Below are 25,266 nucleotides of genomic sequence, written 5' to 3'. Positions count from 1 at the left end.
TAAAACAAAAATGGCAGCAAATCACATATTCAAAGCAGAAGGAAAATGGACGTCTAAACCTGTTTCTGCAAATCAAACAAAGCGATTCTACAGTAAAAGTCACACTGTTATAGTCGAAGGAAAACCAGTTTTGGACATTTCTGCTGCAAAAGCCTTCAAGGGCGATCCTGAATTGTATAATCCGGAAGATTTAATGCTGAGCAGTTTGGTTTCCTGCCACATGATGTCGTATTTATACGTTTGCGCTCAAAATCAAATAGAAGTGCTGGAATATTCAGATCATGCCGAAGCAACACTCGAAGTTGCTCCAGATGGCAGCGGACGTTTTATTGAGGCGCGACTAAACCCAAAAGTTATTATTGCCAATGCCGATAAAGTCGATTTGGCAATTGCATTGCATACCAAAGCCAACCAGTTGTGTTTTATCGCCAACTCTTGCAATTTTCCCGTTTTGCATCAGGCGAGTTGCGAGGTTTCTTCGCTATAAAAATGTTTATTTTGAAGATTTATTTTTCTTTGGATAATTTTTCCCAGTAATCAGCTCTTTCTTTTTCTATTAAAACCATACGCTCGTAAAGTTCAACTACTTTGTCTAGAGGATTGAATGAGCAGTGATAATTTCCAATGTTTCCATAATTATCGTTGAAAGTATTAAAGTAATTAATGATGCCTTCGTCTGAAAAATTCTTAATTGCTTCTACACTTACGCCAAGAGCCTTTGCCACTTCTATAAGTTTTTCATCATCAATTTCTTCGCTGTTTTCCAACATAGAAACAGTTTGTTGATTAGTTCCCATAGCTATTGCTAAAGCTTCTTGTTTCATGTCTTTTAGTTCACGAATACGACTTATTTTACGTCCTATGTGATTTTGTTTTGTCGGTGTGTTCATAAGCTCAAAGATAAATAATTACAAATAAAAAAAGTAAGGTTCCTGTAAGATACATCTATATAATGTATGATACATTTTGCCTGCTTTTTGTTGAACTACACAAAAATACAATTTTTGGGATTAGTTGAAGGGTAAAATATTTGGAAATGATTTTTTCATATCCAACAGTAATAAAATAATTATGGACGCTGTAATTAATTTTTAGTTTCGATTTAATTATGTAAAACGATCAAATCAAAATACAGTAAGCGAGTTTTTAAAATAGCGCTTGAGTCTAGTCCGGTAAACTCTTTTTCTTGTTCTTCAGTACTAAAAAGGTTTTCGAAATCATTTCGTTTGTAATACTTTAATGGACTTGGTGTATTGTAGGAGTCTACAACAATAAAACGACAGCCGGTTTTATTTGCTCCGTCTACGAACCATGATTTAATAAAATCCATTAATTGTTTCCCAGTTCTGTCGTTTTCTCCTCTAACGCTACGGTAATTTTTATTAACACCAAGTCTTCCTATTAGTACAGCGGGATAAGTACGCATACGTTTTTGATTAGAAATCTTTTTATTAACTTTCTGCTTTCGCGAGTTTGGTAAATGGGTGGTTTTTATGCTGTCATTTGAAATAGTAAAGGCGCAAACTATTTCTTTTGGATTTTCATCTAATGTAAAGCAATATGTTTTGCCAAGTAATTGTGATTGATAAAGCAAAGCGTCTTTTTGAAAGAAATCGTTTAAATCATCGTTGCCGCAATCGAAATTGTCACAACAAGCACTAATAGTAGCGTCATAAACTTGGAGAGTGCATTTGTCTAAAAGAAAAGCCAAATCAATTATATTTTTGCTTTGGCTAATATTTTAGATGCAGTAGACATTTGCTTAGAGAAATCTACTGTAGCTTTTTTTGCAGTATTTGTAGTAACTGCAGAGTCAAAAGCTTTTGCTGCTTTGTCTTTTAAAACAGGTATTGATTTGATTGCAATTGCCATAACTAATTATTTTAGACTACAAATTTATGCAAACATAGCTGAAAAACAATATTTTTAGATTGAATTTTAACAAATTCATTTGTAGCGTATTGTTGTAGAATAAATAATAAGCAGTAGTAAAATATTAAGAGGAAAAATAAAACGAGAAACTCACAAAACTAAAAAAACCTCTTCCGTTAAGAAGAGGTTTTACGTACCATTTAAAGCTGAATTGTCGAACTTATTTGTTGAAGATTTGAAGAAATTATCTTTCGCATACCTTAAATTAAATAAATAATATTACTCTTCTATATCTTTAAATTGTGTCATAATTAATTTTATTAAAGCGAATATTATCATTTTTAAGATTTGACCAATCAAAATCGTAGAGTTCATCATCCCTCCAATCATCTGGAAAATCAACAATTAAAAAATTGCCTATGCCAAAACCACCTCCAAAATAACAATCAGTATTTACTCCAAGACTTTTACTACCTGGATTAAAATCTTCTGTTCTAAATTGAGAAGAAAGTAACGCGCATAATCCTGCATATGCATCGATTAGATTGCTAAAATTAGCAGTTTCGAAATTATGAACCCTATCATGCTTAGATTTATTATAGGCTTGATACCAAGGTAAAGGTTTGCCTTGTTTCCATTCAAAAAAAGGTTTTCTAATTTTTTTACTTCCTTTCCAAAAAGGTAATTCTATAGAATAATCATCCAAATGATGTGTTTTATTTACAATAAAAAAATCATGTATGTTCCAACTATTTTCAGAACGTTTTCTCGAAGTATTGCTTTAAAATTTGCTTCGACTTCAATGCAAATCCTAGTTAATAGCTCATGTATTCTAAAAGAATAGGTCGAATTGTTAGTATCTGATGGTTCAACAAATTCAAATAACTTGAGAATATCTTGTTGAATGATTGAGAATGCTCGTGTATAATATTCAGGATTGGCCGAATATTGATGGTCTACAATATAAGCCCAGCTACTGTATCCTGAATTAGGGCTTTGTTTTAAAGGTCTATAATTTCTATGAAAAGGTTTACTAAAACTCATTTGATTTTATATATAGTTTTTAAAATAAATTTACCTTGTTCTACAATTTTATTCTAATGTTAAACGAATATGATGCTTGTCACTTAATACTTTGAGATTATTCATAAAAAATAATTCTTGAGCTTTAGTTATAGCGTTTGATAAAAACATTTCGTGGATAAGATATAGTTTGTCGTCATTTTCTAACAAATCAAAATCTTCATCACTTTGTTTTCCCCATATATTTTGCTCTGGTTGTGTAATGAATTTTCTCTTGCTTAATGTTTTGGTATTTATTATATAAACATTTTTATTGGGGAAATATATAGAGAATTTTGACCATATTTCTTTTGAACCGAAAGATGTTTGAGTTGAATCACTCATAATATTTAACTCTAATTCAACAGCAAAACTATATAAAATTTTTGCGATTCCTTGTTTTCTATATTTTTCTGCTGTAGCAATTTTTTCTACAACATAATATGAGTGATTTGAAATTAGTAGATAGCTTAATTTCATAGTTCCCCATATTTCATTTGTATTATTACTAGTTGCAATTTTTAAGAAAATAACGTCTTCATCTAAATCTGTGCAAAACAATGAACTATCAGAAGATACCTTAATCTGAGAATTATATTTTTTAAATTCTGCATTCTTCTCTCTAACTTCATTGAAAAAAGTAAACATGCTAAATTTAGTTGGATTAAACAAATTTGGCATTTATGATTTATTTATGAATTCAAACTTATTCACTAAAATAAGTTGTCGTTGCTTTTTCTGTTAATGTATAATATGTTCTCTCACCTATTTTAGTGTCCAATCTTCTTTTTTCACTAGAAACTAATCCTAACTCCTTAAGTTTAATTGAGCGCTTAGATACTTTTTGATAAGTGCAATCGAGTTCTTGTGCAAGTGCTGAAGGATATTGGGGAGATTCAATATTAAGAGAATTTAAAAGATTTATATCAAATTCTGGAATTTGTATTGCTTCTGAAACATTTGGTATATCAACACTTACATGCTCTATTTCGCAATTCCCTACCCTACAAGTGGGACATAACATATTAAATAGTTGTAAGCTTTGTAGTGTCTCATAACTATAAATTTTATTACATTCAATGTTTTGACATTTAATTTGTTTAGCGGATGAAATATATTTTTTGATTATATCTGTATAATTAAATCTTCTCTGAATTACATATTTCCTATCACTTCCTCTTCCATAAAAGATATCTTCTTTCATACATAATCCATAATTTAATGAATAAAAACTCATTACTTTCTGGCTGTCTTGGTCTTTTTGCTCATTATATTTAGTGATAAAAAAGTTTAGTTCCAAGGATGACAGAATTTCCTCAAAATTACTATCGATATAGAAGTGACTTGTTGGTGGTTTTTCTTTATCTAATTGAAATATTTTAGAATCTAGATTGGGTATTTCGCGTTTATTTGTTTTTGAAGAATTAATAATATTCTGTAATAATTCTTTTAAATGATATTTTTCCAGTTTAATATTAAAAGGCTCACGCATGAATATATTTTTTGAAAAATATGGATTTATTGAGTCTGAAAAATATTTTTCTGATGCGAGTTCAAGGTCTTTTAAAGTTATTTTTTGGTCTTTTGAAATACTGTTTTGATAGGCATACCAAAGAATCCAGCCAACATTTCTTGGTACACTTGATGTGATATCAAATAACATTTTACAATAATCATCTAATGTCACTTTTGTTGTAATATCAAAAAAATATTCAGGAGGTTGTTTACAAAAGTATTGTATTCTTGTAGTTAATAGTTTTTTTACACTTCTTTGTGCTTCAGCTTGAATATCAGTCACTCTTCTCGATTGATATAGGTCGTAATAATCTAATCTTATTTGCTCAATTTTTTGTGGGTCTATATCGCCTAAATATATTCGGCCAGGGTAAGCGGCAATTTTGAATTTGAAATACTCATCTGACCAGTTATTTAGTGGTGATATGATTGTGTCAACAAAGACTTTCATCGCTCTCTCTTCAATTTCAGAAAAGTCATCCAGACAAATTACAATATATTTTATTCCAATTTTACTAAGTAAACCTTTAATACTAGTAAGTATAATTGTTGGATTGAAGCATTTTAGTAATATTTCTGAATATTTTTCTTCCAAAGTATTGTTGTTCCCTTCAAAAAACGAATTGTTATTTTTATCGGATAGATTTATTGACACTCCATTTGGGCCAACAGAAAAATCGCTTGATGATTCATTTCCATTTTTTTGTTCAACATTTTGATTGGACGATTGATTTACATTTTTTTCTTTAAGAATTTGAACGTCAATAAATTCATTTTTCTCTATTTCATTAAAAATATTTTCTAACTCTATTTCATATGTCTTTTTTCCAGTGCCGAAAATTTTAGAAATGTTTGCAAGGAAAAACTTGAGAGTGTTAGTTTTAACTTCAGATTTAATTTGTTCAATTATCTGTTTTAAGAATGTTTTATATATTAAGTATCTTTCAAGGTCTGAACTTGTAATTAAATTACGATAAGGTGTTGAATCATAGCTGAAATTTTTAGATTGCTCAAATATTGTTTTTACATCAATATAAAGAAAGTTTATCATTATCTTTTCTATATTCATGTTGAAGTCTTGCAATTATAGTTGATTTTCCTGTTCCTTTTCGACCTATTAACATAGTTGTGTTTGGTCTTAAACATGATTTGAGAACGAAATCACCATCTAACGCATCAACGTATAATTCTTCAATAATGTCATCATCATTATTTATATCTGAAAGGTCAGCTCTTCTACTTTTTTTTAAAGAATCAACCATTGAATAAAAGTTATCTTTCTCTTTTGTTTCTATTTTCATCAGGTAAATTTTATTAAAAACAAATATATGTAAATCAGAGTTTATTTTTTTGAAAATTATAAAAACCCGTAGTTATACCTATTGCTTAATAGTTAATAATTCATTTATCTTGTTAGGATTAAACAAATTAGATGAAATATGGTTTTCCGTAAAGAACATAATGTTTTATTGATTTTATTTGTTAGAGGTGCTTCATTTAGATTAATAATGATGATTATTTAAAATCGAATAACTATGAGCTTATTTAAAGAAAATGTTATTATTGAATTGACGGTTGAAATGTTGAAGTATGGAAACAGTATAAACTTTTTTTTAGGAAATAAAAATGGAGAAATTACAAAATTTTCTGACTTCGGATACTCTTTTGTTACTGATACAAATGAAAATTACTTTTTTACATTTAATAACAATAAAATCCCAAATGACTATGATGGTGTCTTTTATATCGACATAAAAAATTTAAAAGAAGATATAGTTGAATTTATAAAAACGTGTAAAAAAACGTGTCTATATTATAACTTTCCTTCATCAAAAAAAATAATAGATACATGGAAGAATAATTTCAAGTTTAAAGAAGAAATTATTGACGAAAACAAGAAAGTTATAGTAAACGGTCTTAGGCCACCTCAAATAGGAGCATTGCATTCTATTTTGGCGCATTGGCATGAATCTTTAGTGGATTTGGCTACTTTTAATAAAGTACAAAATGTTTTCAAGGGAAAAAGATGGTACAATACAAAGCCAAACCATAAAAATTGCGATTTTCCAATGCGTGATTTTTTGACATGTGAAATTTGCGGAGGTCAAATAACGGGAAGCAAATCTACAGGAAGAACTAAAAAGTATGCTTATTATCATTGTAGAAATAAATGTCAGACAAGAGTTAGAGTTGAGGATGCGCATATTAAAATTGCAAGTATACTATGTGGTCTGCAAATTAGCCAGAATATAAAAGAGCTATTTACAGATGTTTTAAGAAATTCCGAAGCTCAAATTAACGGAGATAGAAACAATCAGCTTAAACTTAAAATTGACCTTCAAAAAAGCCTCAAATCTCAAATTGAAGATGCAGAAGATTTATTATTAAGCAGAAGCATTGATAAAGATAGGTTCGATAGAATCATTGAACGTATTAATGGAAAACTTAGTGTTGTTGAGGATGATATTGAGATTCTAAGAACTAAAAAAGATTCTGTAAATGGTTATGTTGATTCAGGATTGGAATTACTAGGAAATTTAGATGAATTCTTTCTTAATGGGGATTACAATGGGAAAAGAATTTTGGCGGGTTCAATTTTTACTGAAAAACTAATCTTTGGAAATGAGAGTTGTCGAACCACTAAAGTGAATGAGGTAATTGAGGTTCTGACTAGGAATATCAAGGCTTCGGAAGGTATTAAAAAAAGAAAAGCCGTCAAAAATGACAGCTTTTCCGTTAATGTACCCGGAGCCGGAGTCGAACCGGCACGGTTTCCCACAGGTGTTTGAGACCAGCGCGTCTACCAATTCCGCCATCCGGGCTTAGCAGACGAAAAAACAATCAATCAGATCGATCATTTTAACGCAATAGAATAAGAAAAAATGCCCTTATTCCTTTAACACGGTGCAAATGTAAAAAATAAAATTAAAAATTCTACTAAAAATACTTAAATTTTTCCTTTCAGTGTTCAATAAATTTTATAAATTTGCACCTCGTTAAAACGACGCACACACAACTAACTACACCCGAGGCATTTATATAGGTTTTACTTTACGTAACAAGTTAGGGTAAAATTGTATAAAAGCAGCGGTAAAAACAACAATTACAATGTCGCACCTAGAACCAGAAGCTAAAATATTTGCTTGTTCACAAAGTGTTTATCTTGCTGAAAAAATTGCAGCACAATACGGAATTCCGTTAGGAAAAGTAACAAAGTCAACGTATAGCGATGGAGAATTTCAGCCATCATACGAAGAGTCAATCAGAGGATTGCGCGTTTTTATAGTGTGTTCCACTTTTCCAAGCGCAGACAACCTGATGGAATTGTTACTAATGATTGATGCAGCAAAACGTGCATCAGCAAGACATATTACAGCAGTTATGCCTTATTTTGGTTGGGCAAGACAAGATAGAAAAGACAAACCAAGAGTACCGATTGGAGCAAAATTAGTAGCTAATTTATTAGATGCTGCCGGAGCAACAAGAGTAATGACAATGGACTTGCATGCAGATCAGATTCAAGGGTTTTTCGAAAAACCGGTAGATCATTTATTTGCATCAACAATCTTTTTGCCATACGTACAAAGTTTAAAGTTAGACAATCTGACAATTGCATCTCCGGATATGGGAGGTTCAAAAAGAGCATATGCTTACTCTAAGTTTTTAGAATCAGATGTAGTAATCTGTTACAAACAAAGAAAAGCAGCCAACGTTATCGACACTATGGAATTGATTGGTGAAGTAAAAGGTCGTAACGTAATATTAGTAGACGACATGATCGATACTGGTGGAACATTAGCGAAAGCGGCAGATTTGATGATCGAAAAAGGAGCATTGAGCGTAAGAGCAATTTGTACACACGCGATCTTATCTGGTGACGCTTACGAAAAAATCGAAAACTCAAAATTAAGTGAGTTAATCGTGACCGATTCTATTCCGTTAAAGAAAGAATCAAAGAAAATTAGAGTAGTGAGTTGTGCGCCTCTATTTGCAGAAGTTATGCACATGGTGCACCACAACAATTCCATTAGTGGAAAGTTTATAATGTAATTTTGGCAATATGCTTTAGGCTGTAAGCTTTAAGCAATTCCCTAAAATTCATTACAAAAGCCTAAAGCCTAGTGCTTAAAGCTAATAGCAAATAATGTAGAAGCAGTAAGCTTTAGGCTATAAGCCGTAAGCTCTATTCTCATTCTAAAAAAGCTTAAAGCCTATTGCTTAAAGCAAATTATGATGTAAAAGCCTAAAGCATATTGCTTAAAGCTTACAGCATTTAGAAAAAGCCTAAAGCCTAGTGCCTAAAGCTTATAGCAATAAATATTTATTAATAACTATATTTTTTTACAATGAAATCGATTACAATTAAAGGATCAGAAAGAGAAAGCGTGGGCAAAGTGTCAACTAAAGCCTTACGTAATGCTGGAGCGGTTCCTTGCGTGTTATACGGAGGAAATCAAGCAGTACACTTCTCAGCAGACGCTGCAGCGTTCAAAAACTTGGTTTACACTCCAAATGCACACACAGTTGTGATTGAGCTTGGAAAAGGAAAATCATTTAATGCAATTTTGCAAGACATTCAGGTTCACCCAGTATCTGACAAAATTTTACACATTGACTTCTTTCAATTGTTTGATGACAAAGAAATCACAATGGAAGTTCCTGTAAAAGTTGTTGGTACATCAAAAGGTGTTCTTGCTGGAGGTGTTTTACGTTTAAACACTCGTAAATTAAAAGTTAAAGCTTTACCTAAAAATCTTCCTGATTTTGTTGAAGCTGACATCACTCCACTTGAAATGGGTAACAAATTATACGTTACTAAAGTTGGATCTCCAGACTACAAAATTATTCACCCAGACAACACTGTTGTTGCTCAGGTAAGAATTTCTCGTGCTGCTATGAAAGCTGCTCAAGAAGCTGCAAAAGCTGCAAAAGCTCCTGCAAAAGGAAAGAAAAAATAATTTTTTTCAAATCAAATATCAAAGCATCAGTTGCAAAACTGGTGCTTTTTTTTGGTCTATACTTTTTTTAAGGTTCAGAGGTATAGAGTGGTGACGTAGAGACGCACTGCTGTGCGTCTTTTTTACGGCATCGTTTTTTCAATTCCGAATTAAAAACAAATATCAATTTAAATCCTTACACAATTCAAATTATCTAATTGACACATTTTCTAATTACCAAATTAACCTTATTTTTGCTCTATGATAAAATGGATAACAAAACTGTTTTCATCAACACAAAAAGAAGAGAACGTAGACAACATGAAGAAATATTTAATCGTAGGACTTGGTAACATTGGTGCCGAATACGTAAATACACGACACAACATAGGCTTTAAAGTCCTGGATTTTTTAGCAAAAAGTGAAAGCCTTTCGTTCGAAACCGTAAAATTGGGTGCTTTAGCGGAATATAAATTAAAAGGAAGAACCTTTTTTCTGCTTAAGCCAAACACCTACATGAATTTAAGCGGCAAGGCGGTAAAATACTGGATGGACAAAGAAAATATACCATTAGAGAATATTTTGGTCATTACAGATGATTTAAACCTGTCTTTTGGAACAATCCGCATTAAGCCAAAAGGAAGTGATGGCGGACATAACGGATTAAAAAACATCAACTTGGTGTTGAACACACAACAATACACACGTTTTAGATTCGGTATCAGCGACCAATTCAAAAAAGGACAACAAATAGATTATGTTTTAGGAGATTGGAGCGATGAAGAAAAAACAAAATTGCCGGAACGTTTAGAAATTTCAGCAGAAATTATTAAATCTTTTGGAACTGCAGGTTTAGAAAATACAATGACCGCTTTTAACGGAAAATAAAGATTTATAGGTATTTAGCTCATAAAAAAGCGAATCATCAATTAATTAAATCTAATTATAACGAAATAGTATTTCCGATTCCAAAGTTAAATGTCTAAATTTGGAATAAATTAGTATAAATCATAAAATCATAAATATCATGGCTTTTGAATTACCACAATTACCTTATGCATATGACGCATTAGAACCACATATTGATGCACGTACAATGGAAATTCACCATTCGAAACATCATAATGCGTACACAACAAATCTTAATGCAGCTATTGCAGGAACAGATTTAGAAGGAAAAACAATCGAAAACATCTTAATTAACTTAGATAAATCAAACGCAGCAGTACGTAATAATGGTGGAGGTTTTTACAACCACAATTTATTCTGGACTGTAATGGCTCCAAACGGTGGCGGATTACCAACAGGTGATTTATTAGCTGCTATCGAAGCTTCTTTTGGAACGTTTGAAGAATTTAAAGCAAAATTTGCTAAAGCGGGTGCAACTCAATTTGGTTCAGGATGGGCTTGGTTAACAGTTCAAAAAGGAGGAAAATTAGAAGTTGTAGGTACTCCAAATCAAGACAATCCATTAATGCCGGACGTTGCTGGTAACGGTGGAACTCCAATCTTAGGAATGGATGTTTGGGAGCACGCTTATTACTTAAACTACCAAAACAGAAGACCAGATTATATTGAAGCTTTCTTTAGTGTAATTAACTGGACAGAAGTAGCAAGAAGATTTGCTTTAGACAAATAGTCTTCTCTTTTATAAAATTAAAACCGATTAGTTCTTTTGAATTAATCGGTTTTTTTATTTTAGTTCTTTTTCTATTTGCTTCTGTATTATTTTATTTATGCCATTTTAGAATAACCAATAAGAAATATCTGAAAATTTAGTGCTTTTTGTTAAACGTAAGATTTTTAACTTGTGTTTTGAATAAAAACGAGAATGATTTAGAAAGCAGCGAAAGTTTACTCCAATAAAAAAGGTGGAATTTCTTCCACCCTTTTTGCCCCAAATCTACCATATACTTAACCTACTAATGTTATGGTTTAGTAAATATATGACAGCTATATTATTTCCACAAATATTTTAGATGAAGTGTAAAAAAAATCGATTAAAAGTAGTAAATCTCTATTTTTCACTTTATTCCAATAAAAAAGGTGGAATTTCTTCCACCCTTTTTGCCCCAAATCTACCATAAACTTAACCTACTAATGTTATGGTTTAGTAAATGTATTGTAGCTTGTTCATTTTCCCAAACATATAAGACGAACGGCAAAAAAAACCGATGAAATGCACAAATTAACCTTTTATTGGCAATTTTTTAATAAGCTCGTGCATCTTTTCCTTCGTAAAAATTCATGAATGCTCTGTTAACAACACGGTTTCCACCTGGAGTTGGATAATCTCCGGTAAAGTACCAGTCGCCTAAATTTTTAGGACAAGCAATATGTAAATCTTCTACTTTTTGAAAGATAATCTTTACTTCGGCATTGATTTCCGGAGAGCTTAACATCTCAGCAATTTTGTCTGAAATTTCCTCAGGCGTAAATTGATCGTAAATAGCCGTTACATAATTTACTACTTCAGTGTCTGCATAGTTTTCCTGTGCTTTACACTTCGTATAAACTTCATCTACTATATGGTATAGGTTTTTTTCTTTTAATAAAGCTAAAGCAGCTCTAAAAGCCACAAGACCTTCAAGCTTTGCCATATCGATTCCGTAACAATCAGGATAACGAATTTGTGGTGCCGATGAAACGATTACAATACGTTTTGGATTTAAACGATCCATCATCTTAATGATACTCATTTTTAGCGTAGTACCACGAACAATACTGTCGTCGATAATAACAAGGTTGTCTGTTGGTTTAATAACGCCATACGTTACATCATACACGTGAGCCACTAAATCATCACGGCTGCTGTCTTCTGTAATAAACGTTCTTAATTTAGCATCCTTAATGGCTACTTTTTCAGTACGAATTTTTACAGCTAATAATTCTTGTAAAGTTTCGGCTGTAAGTGTATTTCGATTCGCTAATATGTAATTGTTTTTTCTTTGATTTAAGAAATCCTGAGCAGCTTCAACTAAACCATAAAATGATGTTTCGGCTGTATTTGGAATATAAGAAAAAACAGTATTGTCTGTATCGCTGTCAATAGAGTCAAGAACAGCAGGTAAAATTAGTTTTCCTAAATTTTTACGTTCCTGATAAATTTCAGCATCACTTCCTCTTGAGAAATAGATTCTTTCAAAAGAACATGCTTTTTTAACGGTTGGTTCCAGAATCTGGTTCATAGATACTTTTCCGTTTTTCTTGATGATTAAAGCATTACCCGGATCGATTTCCTGAACTTTTTCGAACGGAACATTAAATACAGTTTGAATAACAGGTCTTTCAGAAGCAACAACAACTACTTCATCATCCTGATAAAAATAAGCAGGACGAATTCCCGCAGGATCTCTAAAAACGAAAGCATCACCATGACCTAGTAATCCCGCCATAGCATAACCACCATCAAGATTTTTAGCAGAACGCGCTAATATTTTTGCAATATCCAAACGATCTGCAATTACTGGCGAAGCTTCTCTTTTAGAATACCCTTCTGCTTTGCAGTCTTGGTACAATTGCATTACTTCTTTGTCCAGGAAGTGACCAATTTTTTCCATCACCGTTACAGTGTCGGCCATTTCTTTAGGATGTTGTCCAAGCTCTACTAAGTTTTCAAAAAGTTCTTTAACATTTGTCATGTTAAAGTTACCAGCCAAAATTAAATTACGGTGCATCCAGTTACTCTGACGTAAAAATGGGTGAACACTTTCGATGCTGTTTTTTCCGAAAGTTCCGTAACGAACGTGACCTAAAAAAAGTTCTCCTACATAAGGAATCTTTTCTTTTTGTAAATTAACATCATTGGCATATTCAGGATGTGCACTCATTTCTTCGTTAATACGATCGTTGATTTGGGCAAAAACATCTTGTATAGGTTGTGCGTGGTTAGATCGAACACGGCTAATGTAGCGTTGTCCAGGTTCTACATCAAGTTTGATGCTTGCAAAACCGGCACCATCCTGACCACGGTTGTGCTGCTTTTCCATCATTAGATACATTTTTTGTATCCCGTAAAAAGCAGTTCCGTATTTCTCTTTATAATATTCAAGCGGTTTAAGAAGTCTAACTAAGGCTATACCACATTCGTGTTTTAACGCGTCGCTCATTGTATTTGTTATTTGTGTTGTTGTAAGTTGTGTGTATTAACGTAATAAAAAAGCCCCGTTTTTATCCGAGGCTTTAGAGCATTATATTTCTATGTCAAATTGAGTTAACGACTTAAATTGCTGTAATCGAATTGCAACTTCAGCTTTGCTTAACGTTTCCATCCTTTCTGTTCCAAATTTCTCGACGCAGAAAGAAGCTAAATTAGAACCGTAAATAATAGCATTTCTCATATTAGAAAACGAAATGTTTTCGCTTTGAGTAATGTATCCTGAAAAACCACCTGCAAAAGTGTCTCCGGCTCCTGTTGGATCAAAAACATCTTCTAATGGTAAAGCTGGTGCAAAAAACACTTCTCTGTTGTGGAATAAAAGCGCTCCGTGTTCTCCTTTTTTGATCACCACATATTTTGGTCCCAATTCCTGAATTTTGGCAGCAGCTTTTACAAGAGAATATTCTCCTGAAAGTTGTCTTGCTTCTTCATCATTGATTGTAATAACGTCTACACGTTTAATTACGTCAAGTAATTCCGGTAAAGCGCAGTCCATCCAAAAGTTCATAGTGTCTAAAACTACTAATTTTGGTTTTTTCTCCATTTGGTCTAAAACACTGCTTTGAACCAAAGGATGTAAGTTTCCTAGCATTACAATATCAGCGTCTTTGAAGTTTTGAGGAACTTTTGGTTGAAAATCAGCCAAAACGTTTAACTCAGTAACCAAAGTGTCTCTTGAATTTAGATCGTTGTGGTATAAACCGCTCCAGAAAAAGGTTTTACCACCTTTTACAATTTCGATACCAGAGATATCAATATTTTTTGAAGTTAAAAGATCTAAATGTTCTTGAGGAAAATCGTCGCCAACTACAGAAACAATGGCCGATTGTAAGTTAAAAAATGATGCTGATAAACCAATGTAAGTTGCAGCTCCACCTAAAATTTTATCTGTTTTTCCGAAAGGAGTTTCGATAGCATCGAAAGCAACCGTTCCAACAATCAATAATTTATTCATTTTATGAATTTCGAATTAGGGTGCAAAGATACTTCATAAGTTACAATATTGCAACGGTTTAGGTTCTCAAAATTTTCATAAAAAAACAATAACGCTTTCAGGGGCAAAACTCTTGTAAATGAGTGCTTTGAATTTGATCGTGTAAAGGGATTAAAATATGATTTTCTGATTTAAATCGCAACATTTATTTTTGAAAAAAGACTTTATGTTTTTGATTAGTTTTGCTTAAACAACACATTCTGTTTATGAAGAAAATTTTCACTTTAATATTGACTGTTTTTTTGCTGATTTCTTGTGAAAGAAAACAGTCGAATTTCTCTGAGGAAATGATTGAAAAGTTAGCTTACAGAGGAAAAATTATAGATGGAATAATGTTACCGCCACCGCCAATATCATTTTCCGACCTTTATGTTAATCTTGATAATGATGAAATTCTTTTGACAAACAGTAATGAATTATTTTTCTTTTATAAAAAGCATTATTCTAAAAAGTTTAAATCTTTCAAAGAGTTTTTAAGTGCGGTTTTAAATGATGGATTTGTTTTCGATAGAAGATTATTTAAAAAATCTGGATATCTAGAACCTTTTAGATTAAATTCAAAAATAGAAAAAGAATATAAAGATTTAATAGGATTTGATGAATTTTTTAAAAAGTATTCTAGACAATTGACAAAAGAAAGTTTAGTTCTTAATCGATTAGTTATAAAAGAAAATGAAGATCTGACAATAGGTTATATTTTATTTAAAAATGGTTATAATTTAAGTCTTGATTGTCATTTAGGAAATTCTTATATTCGAAAAAGGGAAGATGTTTTTAAGTAAAAATTACTAAACCTCATACTTCTTATCAAAGTAGTTTTTTAAAACCCCAATCTGAATAAAGAGCATAAACGGAACAATCAAAAGCGAGTATAGTATATTTTTAGAAAAATGCATTCCTGAAAATAGGGCAGTGGCTTTATCCGAGTATAATTTTGTCATTTCGGAATTTGGTAAATTATCATTTCCTAAAAGAGTATAAATACTCAAGCCAATTAAACTACAACCAATAACAAGCCAAGCCGATTTAGATATTAACGGTTTGTATACTTTTGCTTTGCTTGTTTCTATAATAAGAACCTGAGACATTATTTTTGAGGTAAAGTCTATTGATGGTGATTCTAAAGTCTGATCTGCCATCATTTTATCAATAAGATTTTCTATATTTTTATCATCCTCTTTCATAAATCATATTTGTTTTGAAGCCTTGTTATTGTTATAATAGCTAAGTACTTCCGGTTCTAATTGCTTTTTCAAAATTACGGCTAATTTCTGTCGGCTTCTAAATAATTTTATTTTCACATTATTAGACGTGATGTTCATTATTTTTCCAATTTCTTCTAAGCTTTGCTCTTCAAAATAAAATAAAGTCAGTAAGTAATTTTCTTCATTAGGCAATAAATTTAAGCAATTCTGAATTGTTTGTTTACGTTCTTTGTCTTCTAAAGCACTTAAAGCGTTGTTCATTGTTTTAATGTGATGAGATGAAAATTCATCTATGGAAATGTTTAAATCTTCTTTCTTATTCTTTTTGATGCGATCTAAACAAGTGTTGTAAGCTACTCTGTAAATCCAGGTCGAAAATTTAGAATCACCTTTAAACTGACGTAAAGAACTGTAAGCTTTTACAAAAGTATCCTGTGCAACCTCTTGAGCTTCTTCTCTGTTTTTGACCATTTTAAGAGATAAAGTAAATATCATATCCTTATAACGATTCACCAACACGGCAAACGCATTGGTATCTCCTTGAAGAATTTTGTCGATATATTCCTGATCACTTATTGTACTCATATTATATAGGACGATCACTTTTATAATAAGGTTACAGGAAATTAAGATTTTTTAAAAACTTTATTTTTAAGCCTCATTATAAAGGTAATATTAGAGGAGTTGTTTACAGATGTAAATTGTTTCAAATTAAAATATTGAAAAAAAACAGATTTTCTTGTAACCTAATCAAAACAAGTCTCGTCCTATGAAGTATCAATCAATTAAATAAAACAAAATTATGGGACCACAAATTTTAATACCAATTAGTCTTTTTCTAATGATCTTCGGAATTGTCTATCTGATTTTTTCTACCAGAAACAGAGAACGTTTAGCACTTATAGAAAAGGGGATAGATGCCAGTATCTTCTTAAAAGGAAGTGAAAAAGGCGTTCCGGCGTGGAAAATATTTGTTGTGAATCTGGCCTTCTTATTAATAGGAAGCGGAGTAGGGATTTTTCTTGCCTTATTAATTACAACATACACAGGATTAAATGATGGAGCAGTTTATCCGTCGATCATTTTTATAATGTCGGGAGTAGGATTACTTGCAGGATTTAAAACCGCAAAAGATTTAGATAAGGAATAAAGAATTTTTTAAGTTAGTACTTTGTATAACGAGGTTGTCCTTCTTTTGGATGACCTCGTTATTTTTTTATCCTTTTGAGCCAATGGTTTCGTAATACTCATCGACAGAAAGTTTAGGCTGTGCAGATGCCATTACTGCCAATTGATCGCAGCGTTCGTTTTGAGGGTGATTATTGTGGCCTTTAATCCATTTAAAATCGACTTGGTGCTTTCGGTACACAATCAGAAAACGTTTCCATAAATCAGGGTTTTTTTTGCCGGTATAGTTTTTCTTTTCCCAGCCAAAAACCCATTTTTTCAAAACAGAATCGACTACATATTTAGAATCAGAAATAACCAAAACCTTCATATTCGGATTTTTGAGTTTTTCCAGCCCCACTATTACAGCCAAAAGTTCCATTCGGTTATTGGTCGTTAGGCGAAAACCTTCGTAAAATTCTTTTTTATGTGGCGTACCTACCAGTTCCATTACAACGCCATAGCCTCCGTTACCCGGATTTCCTTTTGCAGCGCCATCAGTATATATGTGTACTTCGTGATTCATTTTTTTTTAGACTTGCTTAGATTTTTAGACTTACTTAGACTGGCTTAGACTTTATTTAGATTACTTAGATTATTAGATCTTTAGAGTGACTTAGACTTCTTAGATTTGTTAGAATTTAGATTGTTGGATCTTTGGATTTTTAGATTTTTAAATTTTTAAATTTTGTACAGCTTTGATTTTTTAGATTAATACGATACTTTATCTAATTAGATTTTTTCCCAAGAAATTTGCAAGTATAGAATATAAACTATTTAGATTACTATAAATTGTAATTGAACAATCCAACAGTCTAAGAAGTCTAAGTCAGTCTAAAGATCTAACAATCTAAAATTCTAATAATCTGGAAATAATTTCCGGAAAATACTTTTGTTCTAATTCGTGAATCTTTTCGGCTACAGTTTCTGCGGTGTCTTCTTCTGTCAGGGCTACATTTTTCTGAAAAATAATGCCGCCTTCGTCATAATGTTCGTTTACAAAATGAATAGAAATTCCGGTTTCTTTTTCTTTATTTTCGACTACTGCTCTGTGTATGTGCATTCCATACATTCCTTTTCCTCCATAATTAGGTAAAAGTGCCGGATGAATGTTGATGATTTTATCAGGATATTGCTCAATTATGTTTTCTGGAAACTTCAACAGGAAACCTGCGAGTACGATTAAATCCGGATCGATTTCCTGTATTTTTTGCAGTACTTTTCTTTCTAAAAGTTCGTTTTTAGAGAAGATTTCAACTGGAATCTGATAGTTTTTTGCTCTTTCGATAACTTTTGCTGAAGCGTTATTGGTAAAGACCGAAACGACGTTTGCAATTTTTGTTTTTGCAAAATGTTTTATGATGTTCTCTGCATTAGTTCCTGATCCTGAGGCAAAAACAATAATTTTTTTCATAAACGGGTTTATTTTTAGAATGCAAAAAACGGAATAAAAATCGAAAATAAATAGTATTAAAAAGGCTTTCTTGAAATTAATTTTATAAATTAGTATCACATTTATAAACTAAATAGTTGTTTTAAAATAAAGTTTTTTATTTTTGCCAACAAATTAAATTCTAAAATTAAAGATTATGTCAGACATTGCATCAAGAGTAAAAGCGATTATCGTAGACAAATTAGGTGTTGACGAAAACGAAGTTGTAACAGAAGCAAGCTTCACTAATGATTTAGGAGCTGACTCATTAGACACTGTTGAGCTTATTATGGAATTCGAAAAAGAATTTGATATTCAAATTCCAGACGATCAAGCAGAAAACATTGCTACTGTTGGTCAAGCTATTTCTTATATCGAGGAAGCTAAAAAATAATAATATTGCACCCGATTTTTATGTTATATAATGTCGGGTGTTATTATTTTTTTAAAATTTAAATTTCGATTGATTTTCAATCAAAAAGATATATTTATATTGTAATGCCCATGGCTCTTAAGTAGCAATACAATTAAGAAGGTGTGGGTTTTATTTATTTAAAGTACAAAATACATATTTATGGCATTAAGGCGAGTTGTTGTAACAGGATTAGGTGCTCTTACTCCTATTGGTAATAATATCCAAGAGTATTGGGAAGCACTTGTGAACGGAGTTAGCGGAGCTGCTCCTATCACATACTATGATACAGAAAAGCATAAGACGAAATTTGCCTGTGAAGTAAAAAACTTCAATATTGAAGATTTTATGGATCGTAAAGAATCAAGAAGATTAGACAAATTTGCACAATATGCTGTTGCTGCCAGTGATGAGGCTATTATAGATGCCGGACTTACTGATGAGAATATCGACAAACAAAGAGTTGGGGTTATTTGGGGAGCAGGAATTGGAGGTTTAGAAACTTTTCAGGAAGAGGTAATGTATTATGCTAAAGGTGACGGAACTCCAAAGTTTAATCCGTTCTTTATTCCTAAAATGATTGCCGATATCGCACCAGCACACATTTCGATGCGTAATGGTTATATGGGTCCAAATTATACTACTGTTTCTGCATGTGCATCTTCTGCAAATGCATTAATAGATGCTTTCAACTACATTCGTTTAGGAATGTGTGACGTTATTATTTCAGGTGGTTCTGAAGCGGCAATTACAATTGCAGGTATGGGAGGTTTTAACTCTATGCACGCTTTATCTACAAGAAATGATAGTCCTGAAACCGCTTCAAGACCTTTTGACGGAACCAGAGACGGTTTTGTTTTAGGAGAAGGAGCAGGAGCTTTGGTTCTTGAAGATTACGAACATGCAAAAGCCAGAGGCGCAAAAATTTATTGCGAAGTTGGTGGAGGCGGGATGTCATCAGATGCTTATCACTTAACTGCACCACATCCGGAAGGAATTGGAGTTATTGCAGTAATGAAAAATACACTTAGAGATGCTGGAATGAACCCTGAAGATGTTGATCATATCAATACTCACGGAACTTCTACTCCATTAGGAGATGTAGCAGAATTAAAAGCGATCAGTAATGTTTTTGGTGAGCATGCAAAAAACATCAATATCAACTCTACAAAATCAATGACAGGACATTTACTTGGTGCTGCAGGTGCTATCGAAGCTATTGCTTCTATTTTAGCAATGAAACACGGTATTGTTCCTCCAACAATTAATCATACAGTTGTTGATGAAAACATTGATCCGTCATTGAACCTGACATTAAACAAACCTCAAAAGAGAGAAGTAAATGTTGCCATGAGTAATACTTTTGGTTTTGGTGGACACAATGCTTGTGTATTGTTTAAAAAATTAGCTGACTAATTTTGTCTATGAATATTATCAAAAAAATATTTTCAAAATCCCGTTCTCTTGAAGACGGGATTTTTTTTGACACTATTCAGAAAATACTTGGCTTTCAGCCTGTTTCGGTTGATTTTTATAAGAAAGCGTTTACGCACAGATCTTCTAATAAACTTGATGAAGCAGGAAACCCAATTAATTATGAACGCTTAGAGTTTTTAGGTGATGCGATGCTAAGTGCTGTAATTGCGGCACATTTATACAACAAAGCCCCAAATGGTGATGAAGGTTATTTAACCAAAATGCGCTCTAAAATTGTAAGCCGTGAACATTTAAATGAATTAGGTAAAGATTTAAACCTCGTTCGTTTTGTAGAAAGTAAAGTACCGGTTCAGCACTTTGGAGAAAACATTCATGGTAATATTTTTGAATCGCTTGTTGGTGCTATTTATTTAGACCGCGGCTATTCATTTTGCGAACAGTTTATTCAGAACAGAGTAATTACACCTTATGTAGATATTGCTCGTCTGGAAGGAAAAGTTATCAGTTATAAAAGTCTTGTTATCGAATGGTGTCAGAAAGAAAAAAGAATCTTTCATTATGATATTTTTGAAGATAACGGTATCGACGGACAACGCCTCTTTGGTGTAAAATTGAGCATAGACGAAAAAGTAATTGCGAGAGCAAGAGCAACTTCAAAAAAGAAAGCAGAAGAAAAAGCATCGCAAAGAGCTTATTTTGCATTTCAGGAAAAAATAGATAAGAAATAACAGCAATTATACTGTAATTTTCTTAATGCTATAACGTTTTCGTTTATAAATTAACAAAAACAACCCACTCTTAATTATTTATGCTCCGTTAGAAATAGTATATTTACAACTAGATTTTTCATGACATGGCAATTCATAGATTGGATTTAGACGAATTTGACGAAATTGATTATTATTTAATGGCAATTCATACTTCATTAGAAGATTATAGATTGGCGTATTTTATCAATAAAGAACTTCCTATTAATTTAAGTAAGAGCAAAAACGAGATCCATGCTCAAACGAAGGAAGGTGAAGCAAATTTTTCTAGATTTTATTATTACGATTCTGAAAAGGCCGTTTCGTGGAATTTGATTCAGAATAAAAATGAAATCATTTCAGTGAGTACAAATGATTTCCAGAATTTGTTTTCTAATGAAACTAGTGAGGTTTCTACAACAATTCATTTACTTCCTGAATTCAAAAAAGTCGATTATTTCCTGAAAATAGAGAATAGCGAGGAAACTCTAGATTTTTCAGAAATTCAACAACAATTAAATGCAATCGAAAGTATAGCGGCTATATATGTTGTTGATACAAACAAAATAAAATCAAAAAACAATCTAATTTTTTAAAAAAAATGCTGACAAACAAAAAAACTAAAATTGTAGCTACGCTAGGACCTGCATGTGGTACAAGAGAGATTATCAAAGATATGATCGAAGCAGGAGTTAATGTGTTTAGAGTAAATTTTTCGCATGCTGATTACGAAGGAGTAAAAGAAAAAATTAATATCATTAGAGGCTTAAACGAAGAGTTTGGTTACACTACAGCAATTCTTGGAGATTTGCAAGGACCAAAACTAAGAGTTGGTGTAATGGAAGAAGGAACTGTTGTAAACGATGGTGATCTTATTACTTTTACTACTGCAGAAGATATTATAGGAACATCTAAAAAAGTGTTCATGAAATATCAAAATTTTCCAAATGATGTTAATCCTGGAGAGCGTATTTTGCTTGATGATGGAAAATTAATTTTCGAAATTATTTCTACAGATAAAAAATCAGAAGTTGTTGCTAAGGTAATTCAAGGTGGAGAGTTAAAATCTAAAAAAGGAGTTAACCTTCCGAACACTAAAATTTCATTACCGGCATTAACTGAAAAAGATATTGCAGATGCTATTTTTGCTATTGAGCAAAAAGTAGACTGGATCGCACTTTCGTTTGTAAAAACACCTCGCGACTTACAAGACCTACAAGAATTAATTGCTAAACATTCTGAATATAAAATTCCAATTGTTGCTAAAATTGAAATGCCGGAAGCTCTTGAGAACATGGATAAAATTGTAGCTTATTGTGATGCTTTAATGGTGGCTCGTGGAGATCTAGGAGTTGAACTTCCTGCACACGAAGTACCTTTAGTTCAAAAAGATTTGATCCGCAGAGCTAAAACGGCTAGAATTCCTGTTATCGTTGCTACACAAATGATGGAAACAATGATTACAAGTTTAACGCCAACAAGAGCAGAAGTAAATGACGTTGCTAACTCAGTTATGGACGGAGCTGATGCTGTAATGTTGTCTGGAGAAACAGCTACAGGAAATTATCCGGTACAGGTAATTCAGAGAATGACTCAAATTTGTGAGGCTGTTGAGGATTCACCGCTTATTCAGGTTCCACAAAACACACCACAAATTAAAACAAAACGTTTTGTAACTAAAACAGTTTGTCATCAAGCAGCTTTATTAGCAAATGAAATCAAAGCTAAAGCAATTTGTACTTTAACAAATAGTGGTTATACAGCTTTTCAGGTTTCAGCTTGGAGACCATCAGCACATATTTTAGTATTTACTTCAAACAGAAGAATCTTAACACAATTGAATTTATTGTGGGGAGTTAAATCATACTTCTACGACAAAGACGAAAGTACAGACGATACTGTAACAGACGTAAATAAAATCGCAGTTGAAAAAGGATATGCTACAAAAGGAGATTATTTAATTAACCTTGCAGCAATGCCAATTAAAGATAAAGGAATGGTAAATACCATGAGAGTTTCTGAAATAGAGTAATTCTTTTCTTTACATAAACAAAGCCATCAGTATTCTGGTGGCTTTTTTTTGTGTTATATGTTTTTGCGTATTTTGTAGGGTTATGCGGCTTAATAAAAAGATTGTGTAAAAATTAACGGCAATATGTTAGTTTTTTTCTTTAATATTTAAGTGATTTGTAACGAAAACCTATTTAAGGCTACTAATTAGTCAACTATTTAAATCATTGATTATGTATAAAACTACAATGAAATCAGTTTTCGCGGCATCGGCTTTTTTGGTGGGTGTGAGCGGCTGTTTTGCGCAAGACGTTTTGGTAAATTCATTAAAATTGAATGCAAGTGATAAAAGTAAAGAGAACTTTAAATTCACAGAGCAAATTAATTTGGGAACTACTTCTGTAAAAGCACAAGGTTCATCAGGAACGTGCTGGAGTTATGCTTCAAATTCATTTTTAGAATCAGAAATGATTCGTTTAGGAAAACAACCAGTTGAGTTGTCTCAGATTTTCTCAGCAAGAAATGTTTATGTTGAAAAAGGAATTAATTATGTGCGTATGCACGGTGCCGTTACTTTAGGTGATGGAGGAGCACTGCATGATGTAATTAATATGTACAAAAAATACGGAACTGTACCAAGAGAAGTGTACACAGGTTTAAACTACGGAACAGATAAAAATAAATTTGGAGAAATGGCTGCGCTTATCGAAGGTGTATTGGAGGCTGTCGTTAAAAATCCAAATGGAGAATTGACGCCAAACTGGCAAAAAGCGTATGCTGCCGTTATTGATTCTTATTTAGGAAAAGTACCGGAAAACTTTACATACAAAGGAAAAAACTACACGCCACAAACTTTTGCAAAAGAAGTTGTTGGAATCAATCCTGACGAGTATATCGAGATTTCGTCATTTACAACAGCGCCTTATTACCAAAAAACATTAATGGCTGTGCCTGATAACTGGTCATTTGATCAGGTTTATAATGTAAAAGTAAACGATATGACAGATGTTATTGACAATGCTTTGAAAAAAGGATATACTGTAGCGTGGGCAACCGATGTAAGTGAGAAAAGCTTTAGCTGGAAAAATGGTGTTGCTTATGTGCCGACAAAGAAATTTGAAGACATGACAGCAGAAGAAAAAGCAGATATGTTCAACGGACCAAAACCAGAGCCGGAAATCACACCGGAAATGCGTCAGACTGCGTTTGATAACTATACAACTACAGACGATCACGGAATGCATATTATTGGTTTAGCCAAAGATCAAACCGGAAGAGAATATTACATCGTTAAAAACTCTTGGGGAGAAACAAACGACTACAAAGGCTTCTTGTTTGTGACTAAAAACTTCGTGAAGTATAAAACTACTGCTTTGATGTTAAACAAGGGCGGAATTCCATCTGATATCGCTAAAAAATTAGGGGTTTAAGAAGTTTTAGTTCTTTTATAATATAGAAATAGCGCTGCAGTAAATTGCAGCGCTATTTTTTTATATTGAATTTTTTGAAATCGAAATGATAAGATTGAGTGTGCTTGTTTTTTGGGCGTTTCCTACGGCCGGGCTATCCGCTATATCTTTTTGTTTTTAAAGAAAAAACAAAAAGGATACCGCTTCTATCCCTAACGCAAAAGAAACACTTTGCGATTTATGGTACGTAGATGATACGGATTCTATGCTCATTTTTGTCATTTCGACGAAGGAGGCTCGAGCGATAGCGAACAGACGAAGTAAATCTTCGCAAGTAGCTCCGTGAAGTATTGCCAATCTTTGTCGAGTTCCTAACGAAGATTTCTCCTTTCGTCGAAATGACAAGATTGCGAAAAAAAACTATTTCCCTTTCAGTAATCTATCCAAATATTGCACTTTTTCTCTTTCAGCCAGCACTAAGCGCTCATAAAGTTCAACGACTTTATCAAGAGGATTAAAGTTGCAGGTATGTGCTGTTCCGCCATTGACAACATTACTATCGTGGTATGTGTTGCCAATAATATTTAAAACAGCTTCTTCAGAGAAATTTTTAATTGCTTCAACAGAAACGCCAAGAGCTATTGCTACTTCTTTAAGTTTTTCATCATCAATTTCCTCGCTATTTTCAATCATAGAAATGGTTTGTTGATTAGTTCCCATGGCTAGTGCTAATGCATCCTGCTTCATGTCGCGAAGTTCGCGGATACGACTTATTTTGCGTCCTATGTGATTTGGTTTGGTTAGTGTGCTCATAACTCAAAGATATTTAAAAAATTTCAAAAAATTATTTGTTCAGTAAAATACAGAATATGTTGATATGTTACATTTCTGGGATCAATGCATATTGTT

Annotated in this window: 27 protein-coding genes and 1 tRNA gene; 13 read left to right on the top strand and 15 right to left on the bottom strand. The window is 32.4% G+C overall.

Going from position 1 to position 25,266, the window contains the following annotated elements; all coding sequences use genetic code 11:
• Positions 1-10: 10 nt before the first annotated feature.
• On the top strand, positions 11-487 hold the full coding sequence (locus B0A66_RS04695; protein ID WP_089048702.1) for an OsmC family protein: 477 nt from the start codon (positions 11-13) through the stop codon (positions 485-487).
• A 19-nt stretch (positions 488-506) separates the two neighbouring features.
• Here the strand turns inward: B0A66_RS04695 and B0A66_RS04690 are convergent, their stop codons facing one another.
• The 8 genes from B0A66_RS04690 to B0A66_RS04655 all read right to left on the bottom strand — a co-directional run bounded on the left by B0A66_RS04690 (position 507) and on the right by B0A66_RS04655 (position 7,271).
• Positions 507-890, bottom strand: a complete 384-nt coding sequence (locus B0A66_RS04690; RefSeq protein ID WP_089048701.1) for a helix-turn-helix domain-containing protein — start codon at positions 888-890, stop codon at positions 507-509.
• Between the two features lie 212 nt (positions 891-1,102).
• Positions 1,103-1,711, bottom strand: coding sequence for a GNAT family N-acetyltransferase (locus tag B0A66_RS04685; RefSeq protein WP_089048700.1), 609 nt, complete (start codon positions 1,709-1,711; stop codon positions 1,103-1,105).
• Positions 1,712-1,716: 5 nt separating this feature from the next.
• Complete coding sequence (locus tag B0A66_RS22815) at positions 1,717-1,872, bottom strand: hypothetical protein (RefSeq protein ID WP_165766582.1); 156 nt, start codon at positions 1,870-1,872, stop codon at positions 1,717-1,719.
• 295 nt (positions 1,873-2,167) lie between these two features.
• Positions 2,168-2,578, bottom strand: a complete 411-nt coding sequence (locus B0A66_RS04680; protein WP_089048699.1) for a hypothetical protein — start codon at positions 2,576-2,578, stop codon at positions 2,168-2,170.
• A gap of 386 nt (positions 2,579-2,964) precedes the next feature.
• A complete protein-coding gene (locus tag B0A66_RS04670; RefSeq protein ID WP_089048697.1) occupies positions 2,965-3,615 on the bottom strand; it encodes a hypothetical protein in 651 nt (216 codons plus the stop codon).
• Between the two features lie 25 nt (positions 3,616-3,640).
• Positions 3,641-5,518, bottom strand: a complete 1,878-nt coding sequence (locus tag B0A66_RS04665; RefSeq protein ID WP_089048696.1) for a winged helix-turn-helix domain-containing protein — start codon at positions 5,516-5,518, stop codon at positions 3,641-3,643.
• A complete protein-coding gene (locus B0A66_RS04660) occupies positions 5,478-5,750 on the bottom strand; it encodes a P-loop NTPase family protein (protein ID WP_089048695.1) in 273 nt (90 codons plus the stop codon). Before B0A66_RS04660 ends, B0A66_RS04665 begins: the two co-directional genes overlap by 41 nt.
• Before the next feature lie 1,441 nt (positions 5,751-7,191).
• A tRNA-Leu gene (locus B0A66_RS04655) sits at positions 7,192-7,271 on the bottom strand.
• A gap of 286 nt (positions 7,272-7,557) precedes the next feature.
• Here B0A66_RS04655 and B0A66_RS04650 point away from each other — a divergent pair.
• The 4 genes from B0A66_RS04650 (at position 7,558) to B0A66_RS04635 (ending at position 11,025) form a co-directional block, all read left to right on the top strand.
• Positions 7,558-8,499 (top strand): ribose-phosphate pyrophosphokinase, encoded by a 942-nt coding sequence (locus B0A66_RS04650; protein ID WP_089048694.1) that lies wholly within the window; start codon positions 7,558-7,560, stop codon positions 8,497-8,499.
• Positions 8,500-8,795: 296 nt separating this feature from the next.
• Positions 8,796-9,407 carry a 50S ribosomal protein L25/general stress protein Ctc gene (locus tag B0A66_RS04645; protein ID WP_089048693.1) on the top strand — a complete coding sequence of 204 codons (612 nt, stop codon included), beginning with the start codon at positions 8,796-8,798 and terminating at the stop codon, positions 9,405-9,407.
• A 240-nt stretch (positions 9,408-9,647) separates the two neighbouring features.
• Positions 9,648-10,274, top strand: a complete 627-nt coding sequence (pth, locus tag B0A66_RS04640) for an aminoacyl-tRNA hydrolase (protein WP_089048692.1) — start codon at positions 9,648-9,650, stop codon at positions 10,272-10,274.
• Between the two features lie 139 nt (positions 10,275-10,413).
• Positions 10,414-11,025, top strand: a complete 612-nt coding sequence (locus tag B0A66_RS04635) for a superoxide dismutase (protein WP_089048691.1) — start codon at positions 10,414-10,416, stop codon at positions 11,023-11,025.
• 571 nt (positions 11,026-11,596) lie between these two features.
• Here the strand turns inward: B0A66_RS04635 and B0A66_RS04630 are convergent.
• Entirely contained in the window at positions 11,597-13,495 is a 1,899-nt protein-coding gene (locus tag B0A66_RS04630; RefSeq protein WP_089048690.1) for an amidophosphoribosyltransferase, read from the bottom strand.
• An 81-nt stretch (positions 13,496-13,576) separates the two neighbouring features.
• Positions 13,577-14,500 (bottom strand): PfkB family carbohydrate kinase, encoded by a 924-nt coding sequence (locus B0A66_RS04625; RefSeq protein ID WP_089048689.1) that lies wholly within the window; start codon positions 14,498-14,500, stop codon positions 13,577-13,579.
• A 245-nt stretch (positions 14,501-14,745) separates the two neighbouring features.
• Between B0A66_RS04625 and B0A66_RS04620 the strand changes: the two genes are divergently transcribed.
• Entirely contained in the window at positions 14,746-15,321 is a 576-nt protein-coding gene (locus tag B0A66_RS04620) for a hypothetical protein (protein ID WP_089048688.1), read from the top strand.
• A 6-nt stretch (positions 15,322-15,327) separates the two neighbouring features.
• Here the strand turns inward: B0A66_RS04620 and B0A66_RS04615 are convergent, their stop codons facing one another.
• Together B0A66_RS04615 and B0A66_RS04610 are read right to left on the bottom strand one after the other, a co-directional pair.
• Positions 15,328-15,723 (bottom strand): hypothetical protein, encoded by a 396-nt coding sequence (locus B0A66_RS04615; RefSeq protein ID WP_089048687.1) that lies wholly within the window; start codon positions 15,721-15,723, stop codon positions 15,328-15,330.
• 3 nt (positions 15,724-15,726) lie between these two features.
• Positions 15,727-16,329, bottom strand: coding sequence for an RNA polymerase sigma factor (locus B0A66_RS04610; protein ID WP_089048686.1), 603 nt, complete (start codon positions 16,327-16,329; stop codon positions 15,727-15,729).
• A 217-nt stretch (positions 16,330-16,546) separates the two neighbouring features.
• Between B0A66_RS04610 and B0A66_RS04605 the strand changes: the two genes are divergently transcribed.
• A complete protein-coding gene (locus B0A66_RS04605; protein WP_089048685.1) occupies positions 16,547-16,894 on the top strand; it encodes a DUF6249 domain-containing protein in 348 nt (115 codons plus the stop codon).
• 66 nt (positions 16,895-16,960) lie between these two features.
• Here the strand turns inward: B0A66_RS04605 and rnhA are convergent, their stop codons facing one another.
• Together rnhA and purN are read right to left on the bottom strand one after the other, a co-directional pair.
• Entirely contained in the window at positions 16,961-17,437 is a 477-nt protein-coding gene (gene rnhA, locus B0A66_RS04600) for a ribonuclease HI (protein WP_089048684.1), read from the bottom strand.
• A gap of 324 nt (positions 17,438-17,761) precedes the next feature.
• Positions 17,762-18,325 (bottom strand): phosphoribosylglycinamide formyltransferase, encoded by a 564-nt coding sequence (purN, locus tag B0A66_RS04595; RefSeq protein ID WP_089048683.1) that lies wholly within the window; start codon positions 18,323-18,325, stop codon positions 17,762-17,764.
• Between the two features lie 175 nt (positions 18,326-18,500).
• Here purN and B0A66_RS04590 point away from each other — a divergent pair, with 175 nt between their 5' ends.
• From B0A66_RS04590 to B0A66_RS04565, 6 genes are all read left to right on the top strand, one after another.
• The gene (locus B0A66_RS04590; protein ID WP_007137004.1) at positions 18,501-18,737 is read left to right on the top strand and encodes an acyl carrier protein; all 237 of its coding nucleotides are present in this window, start codon (positions 18,501-18,503) and stop codon (positions 18,735-18,737) included.
• Between the two features lie 180 nt (positions 18,738-18,917).
• Positions 18,918-20,171, top strand: coding sequence for a beta-ketoacyl-ACP synthase II (fabF, locus tag B0A66_RS04585; protein WP_089048682.1), 1,254 nt, complete (start codon positions 18,918-18,920; stop codon positions 20,169-20,171).
• A gap of 8 nt (positions 20,172-20,179) precedes the next feature.
• Positions 20,180-20,920, top strand: coding sequence for a ribonuclease III (gene rnc / locus B0A66_RS04580; RefSeq protein ID WP_089048681.1), 741 nt, complete (start codon positions 20,180-20,182; stop codon positions 20,918-20,920).
• Between the two features lie 125 nt (positions 20,921-21,045).
• Positions 21,046-21,534 (top strand): IPExxxVDY family protein, encoded by a 489-nt coding sequence (locus tag B0A66_RS04575; protein WP_089048680.1) that lies wholly within the window; start codon positions 21,046-21,048, stop codon positions 21,532-21,534.
• Positions 21,535-21,539: 5 nt separating this feature from the next.
• Positions 21,540-22,970, top strand: a complete 1,431-nt coding sequence (gene pyk / locus B0A66_RS04570) for a pyruvate kinase (protein WP_089048679.1) — start codon at positions 21,540-21,542, stop codon at positions 22,968-22,970.
• A 211-nt stretch (positions 22,971-23,181) separates the two neighbouring features.
• Positions 23,182-24,378 carry a C1 family peptidase gene (locus B0A66_RS04565; protein WP_089048678.1) on the top strand — a complete coding sequence of 399 codons (1,197 nt, stop codon included), beginning with the start codon at positions 23,182-23,184 and terminating at the stop codon, positions 24,376-24,378.
• 399 nt (positions 24,379-24,777) lie between these two features.
• On the opposite strand, the gene B0A66_RS04560 is transcribed toward B0A66_RS04565, so the two are convergent.
• On the bottom strand, positions 24,778-25,170 hold the full coding sequence (locus B0A66_RS04560) for a helix-turn-helix domain-containing protein (protein ID WP_089048677.1): 393 nt from the start codon (positions 25,168-25,170) through the stop codon (positions 24,778-24,780).
• Positions 25,171-25,266 lie beyond the last annotated feature (96 nt).

The sequence above is a fragment of the Flavobacterium hercynium genome, from assembly GCF_002217285.1.
Taxonomy (GTDB): domain Bacteria; phylum Bacteroidota; class Bacteroidia; order Flavobacteriales; family Flavobacteriaceae; genus Flavobacterium; species Flavobacterium hercynium.
Note: the sequence above shows the minus strand (reverse complement) of the source record. Positions and strands in the feature narration are given on the sequence as shown.

Excerpts from the sequence above, each read along its gene's own strand:
- B0A66_RS04695 (WP_089048702.1), top strand. The coding sequence starts at position 11 with ATGGCAGCAAATCACATATTCAAAGCAGAAGGAAAATGGACGTCTAAA.
- B0A66_RS04690 (WP_089048701.1), bottom strand. The coding sequence starts at position 890 with ATGAACACACCGACAAAACAAAATCACATAGGACGTAAAATAAGTCGT.
- B0A66_RS22815 (WP_165766582.1), bottom strand. The coding sequence starts at position 1,872 with ATGGCAATTGCAATCAAATCAATACCTGTTTTAAAAGACAAAGCAGCA.
- B0A66_RS04670 (WP_089048697.1), bottom strand. The coding sequence starts at position 3,615 with ATGCCAAATTTGTTTAATCCAACTAAATTTAGCATGTTTACTTTTTTC.
- B0A66_RS04665 (WP_089048696.1), bottom strand. The coding sequence starts at position 5,518 with ATGAATATAGAAAAGATAATGATAAACTTTCTTTATATTGATGTAAAA.
- B0A66_RS04660 (WP_089048695.1), bottom strand. The coding sequence starts at position 5,750 with ATGAAAATAGAAACAAAAGAGAAAGATAACTTTTATTCAATGGTTGAT.
- B0A66_RS04650 (WP_089048694.1), top strand. The coding sequence starts at position 7,558 with ATGTCGCACCTAGAACCAGAAGCTAAAATATTTGCTTGTTCACAAAGT.
- B0A66_RS04645 (WP_089048693.1), top strand. The coding sequence starts at position 8,796 with ATGAAATCGATTACAATTAAAGGATCAGAAAGAGAAAGCGTGGGCAAA.
- pth (WP_089048692.1), top strand. The coding sequence starts at position 9,648 with ATGATAAAATGGATAACAAAACTGTTTTCATCAACACAAAAAGAAGAG.
- B0A66_RS04635 (WP_089048691.1), top strand. The coding sequence starts at position 10,414 with ATGGCTTTTGAATTACCACAATTACCTTATGCATATGACGCATTAGAA.
- B0A66_RS04630 (WP_089048690.1), bottom strand. The coding sequence starts at position 13,495 with ATGAGCGACGCGTTAAAACACGAATGTGGTATAGCCTTAGTTAGACTT.
- B0A66_RS04625 (WP_089048689.1), bottom strand. The coding sequence starts at position 14,500 with ATGAATAAATTATTGATTGTTGGAACGGTTGCTTTCGATGCTATCGAA.
- B0A66_RS04620 (WP_089048688.1), top strand. The coding sequence starts at position 14,746 with ATGAAGAAAATTTTCACTTTAATATTGACTGTTTTTTTGCTGATTTCT.
- B0A66_RS04615 (WP_089048687.1), bottom strand. The coding sequence starts at position 15,723 with ATGAAAGAGGATGATAAAAATATAGAAAATCTTATTGATAAAATGATG.
- B0A66_RS04610 (WP_089048686.1), bottom strand. The coding sequence starts at position 16,329 with ATGAGTACAATAAGTGATCAGGAATATATCGACAAAATTCTTCAAGGA.
- B0A66_RS04605 (WP_089048685.1), top strand. The coding sequence starts at position 16,547 with ATGGGACCACAAATTTTAATACCAATTAGTCTTTTTCTAATGATCTTC.
- rnhA (WP_089048684.1), bottom strand. The coding sequence starts at position 17,437 with ATGAATCACGAAGTACACATATATACTGATGGCGCTGCAAAAGGAAAT.
- purN (WP_089048683.1), bottom strand. The coding sequence starts at position 18,325 with ATGAAAAAAATTATTGTTTTTGCCTCAGGATCAGGAACTAATGCAGAG.
- B0A66_RS04590 (WP_007137004.1), top strand. The coding sequence starts at position 18,501 with ATGTCAGACATTGCATCAAGAGTAAAAGCGATTATCGTAGACAAATTA.
- fabF (WP_089048682.1), top strand. The coding sequence starts at position 18,918 with ATGGCATTAAGGCGAGTTGTTGTAACAGGATTAGGTGCTCTTACTCCT.
- rnc (WP_089048681.1), top strand. The coding sequence starts at position 20,180 with ATGAATATTATCAAAAAAATATTTTCAAAATCCCGTTCTCTTGAAGAC.
- B0A66_RS04575 (WP_089048680.1), top strand. The coding sequence starts at position 21,046 with ATGGCAATTCATAGATTGGATTTAGACGAATTTGACGAAATTGATTAT.
- pyk (WP_089048679.1), top strand. The coding sequence starts at position 21,540 with ATGCTGACAAACAAAAAAACTAAAATTGTAGCTACGCTAGGACCTGCA.
- B0A66_RS04565 (WP_089048678.1), top strand. The coding sequence starts at position 23,182 with ATGTATAAAACTACAATGAAATCAGTTTTCGCGGCATCGGCTTTTTTG.
- B0A66_RS04560 (WP_089048677.1), bottom strand. The coding sequence starts at position 25,170 with ATGAGCACACTAACCAAACCAAATCACATAGGACGCAAAATAAGTCGT.